Genomic DNA, 6,102 nt, shown 5'->3' on the forward strand with positions numbered 1-6,102 from the left:
TTGCGTTAGGGAAACGCCCGGTTACATTCCGAACCCGGAAGCTAAGCCTTTCAGCGCCGATGGTACTGCAGGGGGGACCCTGTGGGAGAGTAGGACGCCGCCGAACAATTTTTCCGGGAAAGCCCCGTGCCTTGTGGCACGGGGCTTTTCTGCGTTCTGAACGTCTAGGGTCGAACCATGCGCTACGAACTGGTCATCTTCGACAACGATGGTGTGCTCGTCGACAGTGAGCCGCTCGCCAACACCGTCCTCTCCGGCTACCTCACCGAGCTCGGTCACCCCACCTCGTACGACGAGTCGCTCCGTGACTACATGGGGTCCGCCGTGCACCGGGTCCACGATCTCGTCGAGGAGCGGACCGGGCAGAAGCTGCCCGAGGACTTCGACTCCACGCTCAACACCCGTACGTTCGCCGCTTTCCAGCGGGATCTCGCGGCCGTCGACGGGGCCGAGGAACTGCTCGGGAAGCTCGTCGCGGACGGGGTGGACTACTGCGTCGCCTCCTCCGGGAGCCACGAGCGGATCCGCGTCGGGCACCGCAGGACGGGGATCGACCAGTGGTTCGAGGAGGAGTGGATCTTCAGCTCGGAGGATGTCGGGCGGGGCAAGCCGGCGCCGGACCTGTTCCTGTACGCCGCCGAGCGGATGGGTGTCGCTCCGGAGAGGTGCGTCGTCATCGAGGACAGTCCGCTCGGGGTCGAGGCGGCCCGCGCCGCGGGGATGGACGTGTACGGGTTCACGTCGATGATGCCCGCGGACCGACTCGTCGGGGTGACCGGGCACTTCTCCGACATGGCTCAGCTTCCGGAACTGCTCGCCTGATCCATCTACCCCTGGGTAGCGCCTGGCTCTACGCTCGCGGCCATGACTGATGCGGGCTTGCGGCACGGCAGGGCCTCCCTGGGGTTGAGCTTCGGCGTTCAAGGGGTGGCCTTCGCCCTTCTGGTGACGCGTATCCCCGCCATCCAGGACCAGTACGGGATATCCGACGGGCTGCTGCCCGTCTTCCTCGCCGCTGTTCCGATCCTGGCGGGGGCCGGCAGCGTCGCCACCGAGAAGATGGTCGCGCGCGTGCGGCCCGGTGTCGTCCTGCGGTGGTCCCAGCCCCTGGTCCTGCTCGCGCTGCTCGGGGTGGGCGCCGGGCGGGAGGTGTGGCACGTCGCCGTCGCGCTCGGCGTCTTCGGGCTGGCCGTCGGGGCGCTGGACGCCTCGATGAACATGCTGGGCGTCAGCCTCAACCGGGCGTACGGGCGCAGCATCATGCTCGGCTTCCACGCCGCCTACAGCCTCGGCGGGATCGCGGGGGCGTCCCTGGCGTGGGCCGGGGCGCGGTGGGATCTGTCGTTGCTCGCGTCCTACCTGCCCGTCGTGGTGGTGCTGTTGCCCGCCGCGCTGGTCGGGAGCCGGTGGTACACGGAGGGCGAGGGGCCGAAGGAGAGGGAGCGCGGCCCCGCCGGCGCCGGCGGGGCCGTGTCGTTCCGGCTTTTGCTGCCGCTGTGCCTCGTCATGAGCTTCGCGTACATCGGGGACTCGACGGTCTCCAACTGGAGTGCCAAGTACCTCCAGGACGTGCTGGGCAGTTCGGAGCAGCTCGCGACCGTTCCGTACAACGTCTACATGGTGACGACCCTGCTGGGCCGGGCCGTGGGGGACCTCGGGGTGCGGCGGTTCGGGGCGGTCGCCGTGGTGCGGGGCGGGAGTCTGCTGGCGGCCGGCGGGTTCGCGGTCGTGGCGGTGGCGCCCGGGGCCTGGGTGGGGATGCTCGGGTTCACGATGCTCGGGTTCGGGCTCTGTGTGATCGTGCCGCAGACCTTCGCGGCGGCCGGGCGGATGTTCCCGGGGAACAGCGACGCGGCCGTGGCCCGGCTGAACATCTTCAACTATGTGGGGTTTCTGGTCGGTTCGCCGCTCGTGGGCGCTCTGGGGGATGCGTGGAGTTATCGCGGCGCCATGCTCGTACCGATGGTTCTGGTGCTGGCGACGCTCGTGTATGCCCGCGCGTTCGGGCCGGAGCCCGCCCGATACGGTGGCGGGCATGAGCGGCCGCACACAGCTGATGTGGGATGACGCAGTTACGGGATACGACTTCGGGGAGACGCACCCCATGGACCCGGTCCGGCTGGCCCTGACGATGGGGCTGGTGCGGGCGTTCGGGCTCGACGGGGCGGTGGATCTGCGGTCCGCGAAGCCCGTGGGGGACTCCACCCTGCGGCTCGTGCACCGGCAGGACTACGTGGCGGCGGTACGGGCCGCCTCCGCGGATCCACGGGCGGCCGACCAGGGCTACGGGCTCGGGACCGTGGACGATCCGGCGTTCGCCGGGATGCACGAGGCGTCCGCGCTGATCGCGGGGCTTTCGGTGGGTGCGGCCGAGGCCGTGTGGCGGGGTGAGTGCGAGCACGCGGTGAACTTCACCGGGGGGCTGCATCACGCCATGCCCGGTTCGGCCGCCGGGTTCTGCGTCTACAACGACCCCGCCCTCGCCATCGCCCGGCTGCTGGAGCTGGGCGCCGAGCGGGTCGCGTACGTCGATGTGGACGTCCACCACGGGGACGGGGTGCAGGCCGCGTTCTGGGAGGACCCGCGCGTGCTGACGATCTCGCTGCACGAGCACCCGAGGACCCTCTTCCCGCAGACCGGGTGGCCGGAGGAGACCGGGTCCGGGGCGGGGGAGGGCTCCGCGGTCAACGTGGCACTGCCTGCCGGGACCGGGGACGCGGGATGGCTGCGGGCGTTCCACGCGGTGGTGCCCGAGCTGCTGGCCGACTTCCGGCCCCAGGTGCTCGTCACCCAGCACGGGGCCGACACCCACTTCGAGGACCCGCTGGCCCACCTCGCGGTCTCCCTGGACGCGCAGCGGTCGGTCATGGAGTCCTGCCACGAGCTGGCCCACCGGTACGCGGACGGCGGGCGCTGGGTGGCGCTCGGCGGCGGTGGGTACGCGGTGGTGGATGTGGTGCCCCGGTCGTGGACGCATCTCGTCGGGATCGCGGCGCACGCGCCCGTCGATCCGGAGTCGGTGGTGCCGCCGTCCTGGCGGGATCTCGTCTACGCCCGTACGCGGCAGTTGGGGCCGGGACGGATGACGGACGGGCGTACGCCGTCGTGGAAGGCCTGGGAGGACGGGTACGACCCGGCGGACCGGCTGGACCAGGCGGTGCTGGCGTCCCGGAAGGCGGCGTTCCCGTTGCGGGGGCTGCTGACCTGAGTCCGGGTGCGGGGTGGGTCATTGTGCCGTGCGTTACGCCAACGGTGGGGCGTAACGGGATTCCCGCCCGCGGGGCTCCGGGGTGCGGCAGCATCCCAGGGGTGTTGAGCACCGGGGCGCTGCGCGCCCATCTGCTGGCGGCCCGGCTGGCCGGGCCCGTGGCAACCCCGCGCGAGACCAGTCTGCGCAGCTACCGGCTGTTCGCCGCGCGGGATCCGCGGGTGATGCTGGGGCTCGCGCCCGAGCGGGCCTGGGGCGAGGGCGAGCTGTTGCGGCTGATGGCGGACCGGTGCGGGGTCTCGGCGGATCCCACGCATGTGAGCGGTCCCGACGCGATCGACCCGGAGCGGACGGTGGCCGCTTTGGACGCGTTCGCCGAGCGGTTGGCGCTGGTGGCGGAGCGTCGGGCTCCGGTGCTGCTGGGGACCGGTCATCCGCACCGGCTGCTCGGTTTCTACGCCGGGCTGGCAGACGCTCTGTCGGCGGTGGGCTGTCCTGTTCTCACCCCCGCGCAGGGGAGATGTGTCGACATAACGACCCGGTTCGGCGTACGCACGTACAGCCTCGATTACGTACGGGGTGTCGCCCTGGTGCGCGAACCGGGGGGGCGGCCCACGGGGGGTGAGACCGGCGCGCACACGCATTCGCCGCTTCCGGTGCGGCTCGCGCTCCAGGACGCGGCGGAGCGGCTCGGGGTGCTGCCGGAGTTGGTGATCGGGGATCACGGCTGGGTCTGCGGTGCAGGTCAGCTGGGGATCGAGGCGATCGGGCCGGCGGACACGGATGATCCGGCGCTGTTCGTGGGAGAGGCCGAGGGGCGGGTGTCCGTCGTCGTTCCGCTCGACGACGGCGTACGGGCGCCGTTTTACCGGCCGTTGACGCGCTATGTGCTCAATCGGGCCCGTCTGTCACCGTAGGCCTCTCGCCGCCTCTCCTCTTCCCCACTCGCACCACGCGCCCCTAATCTGTGGAGTGAGCGCACAGCGACGAAGAGTCACCGGAGGGGAAGCCGGTGCGCGTCCGGTGCGGAAGGTACAGGTGGGTCATGGCTGCTGGCAGCGAGAGGCCTCTCAACGAGGTCAAGTTTCTGACCGTGGCGGAAGTCGCCTCGGTCATGCGAGTGTCGAAGATGACGGTGTACCGCTTGGTGCACAGCGGTCATCTGCCGGCGATCCGGGTGGGCAGGTCCTTCCGGGTGCCGGAGCAAGCGGTTCACACGTATCTCCGCGAGTCCTTTGTGGGGGTGGAATCAGCCTGAGGTTGCCTGCGGATTACGTCCCTCGGACGGTGGCGGGTAGGCTAGGCCGACGTAGGTCGTGTGGGCCCAGACGCCCCGCACCAGTGAAAATGAAGTGAGCGAGGGTAGTCGTGGGCTCTGTTATCAAGAAGCGGCGCAAGCGGATGGCCAAGAAGAAGCACCGCAAGCTGCTCAAGCGCACGCGCGTTCAGCGTCGCAACAAGAAGTAAGCGAACGCGGTTCGTGAGATCCGCAGCCCCTCCGCCGTTCCGGTGGAGGGGCTGCGGTGCGTTTCGGAGCACGGGGTCGTCACAGGGCGGCGTCCACCCGCTACGGTGACGGCCAGGGAAGTTACCGCGGGAAGCAGGGGAGCCGGGTCTTGGGCAAGGTCGTGCTCGTCACAGGAGCGGCCCGGCAGCTGGGGGGCCGCTTCGTCCGGCGCGTCCAGTGCGAGCCCGGGGTGGACCGGGTGATCGCGGTCGACGCGGTCGCGCCCGCCCACGAGCTGGGCGACGCGGAGTTCGTGCGCGCGGACATCCGGCAGTCCGCCCTGGCGCGGATCCTGGCCGAGCACGCCGTCGACACGGTCGTGCACCTGGACGTCTCCGGCAAGGCGCTCGGCGCCGGCGGCCGGACGGCGATCAAGGAGACCAACGTCATCGGCACCATGCAGCTGCTCGGCGCCTGTCAGAAGTCCCCGACGGTGCGGCGGCTCGTGGTGAAGTCCAGTACGAGCGTGTACGGGTCGGCGCCCCGCGATCCCGCGGTGTTCACCGAGACCACTCCGCCCAAGTCGCTGCCCAGCGGCGGCTTCGCGAAGGACGCGGTGGAGGTCGAGGGGTACGTACGGGGCTTCGCCCGCCGTCGGCCGGACGTGGCGGTGTGCGTGCTGCGGTTCGCCAACATCCTGGGGCCCCGGCCGGACTCGCCGCTCGCGGACTATCTGTCGCTGCCCGTTCTGCCGACCGTCTTCGGCTACGACCCCCGGCTCCAGTTCGTGCACGAGGACGATGTGATCGACGTCCTGGGGATCGCGGCGGGCGAGCCCCGGCGCGGGACGCTGAACAGCGGCACGTTCAACATCGCCGGCGACGGGGTGCTGCTGCTGTCGCAGTGCTCGCGGCGGCTGGGGAAGCCGACCGTGCCGGTGCTGCTGCCCGCTGTCACCTGGGTCGGCTCGGCGCTCCGTACGATCGGCATGACCGACTTCTCGCCGGAACAGATCCGGCTGCTCACCCATGGCAGGGTGGTCTCGACGGTGCAGATGCGCGAGACCCTCGGTTTCCGGCCGGAGTTCACCACGGCGGAGACGTTCGCGGAGTTCGCGCGGAGCCGGGGTCCGGGGCTGCTGCCGCCGGAGACGGTGGGCGGGGCGGTGGACCGGCTGGCGGCGTTGCCGCTCCCGGGAGGCGCCGGGCCGCGGGAGCGCGGGGCCGGTGCGGTACAGACGACTCACGGCGCCAGGTAGAGGAGCGCACCGACGATGGCGGACGCCAAGGTCATTCCGTTCGACGACGACCGTTCGCGGTCCGGTGGCGCGTCGCGTCCGGCGCGGCGCCGGACCGGGGCGGGCGGTCCCGGCGGCGGTCGGGGCGACGGCTCCGCGGCCCCGGTGAGCGCGCTGCCGGGGGCACAGGTCCCCGAGCCCTCCGGGCTG

Annotated in this window: 7 protein-coding genes and 1 rRNA gene; all 8 read left to right on the forward strand. The window is 71.1% G+C overall.

All coding sequences use genetic code 11. From position 1 onward, the window contains the following. Positions 1-106: ribosomal RNA gene (gene rrf, locus HET64_RS35255) — 5S ribosomal RNA — on the forward strand; the annotation flags it as partial. Between the two features lie 71 nt (positions 107-177). After that, positions 178-822, forward strand: coding sequence for an HAD family phosphatase (locus HET64_RS35260; RefSeq protein WP_215111319.1), 645 nt, complete (start codon positions 178-180; stop codon positions 820-822). A gap of 42 nt (positions 823-864) precedes the next feature. Next, positions 865-2,067 (forward strand): MFS transporter, encoded by a 1,203-nt coding sequence (locus HET64_RS35265; RefSeq protein WP_215111320.1) that lies wholly within the window; start codon positions 865-867, stop codon positions 2,065-2,067. Next, entirely contained in the window at positions 2,036-3,208 is a 1,173-nt protein-coding gene (locus tag HET64_RS35270) for an acetoin utilization protein AcuC (RefSeq protein ID WP_215111321.1), read from the forward strand. Before HET64_RS35265 ends, HET64_RS35270 begins: the two co-directional genes overlap by 32 nt. A 101-nt stretch (positions 3,209-3,309) precedes the next feature. After that, positions 3,310-4,125, forward strand: coding sequence for a phosphatase (locus HET64_RS35275; RefSeq protein ID WP_215111322.1), 816 nt, complete (start codon positions 3,310-3,312; stop codon positions 4,123-4,125). A gap of 128 nt (positions 4,126-4,253) precedes the next feature. Continuing rightward, the gene (locus HET64_RS35280; RefSeq protein ID WP_215111323.1) at positions 4,254-4,466 is read left to right on the forward strand and encodes a helix-turn-helix domain-containing protein; all 213 of its coding nucleotides are present in this window, start codon (positions 4,254-4,256) and stop codon (positions 4,464-4,466) included. Between the two features lie 110 nt (positions 4,467-4,576). Further along, positions 4,577-4,675, forward strand: coding sequence for a 30S ribosomal protein bS22 (locus HET64_RS35285; RefSeq protein WP_003948845.1), 99 nt, complete (start codon positions 4,577-4,579; stop codon positions 4,673-4,675). A gap of 149 nt (positions 4,676-4,824) precedes the next feature. Continuing rightward, complete coding sequence (locus tag HET64_RS35290) at positions 4,825-5,913, forward strand: NAD-dependent epimerase/dehydratase family protein (protein WP_215111324.1); 1,089 nt, start codon at positions 4,825-4,827, stop codon at positions 5,911-5,913. Positions 5,914-6,102: the final 189 nt, after the last annotated feature.

The organism is Streptomyces sp. McG3, from assembly GCF_018619185.1.
In the GTDB taxonomy this organism is placed as follows: domain Bacteria; phylum Actinomycetota; class Actinomycetes; order Streptomycetales; family Streptomycetaceae; genus Streptomyces.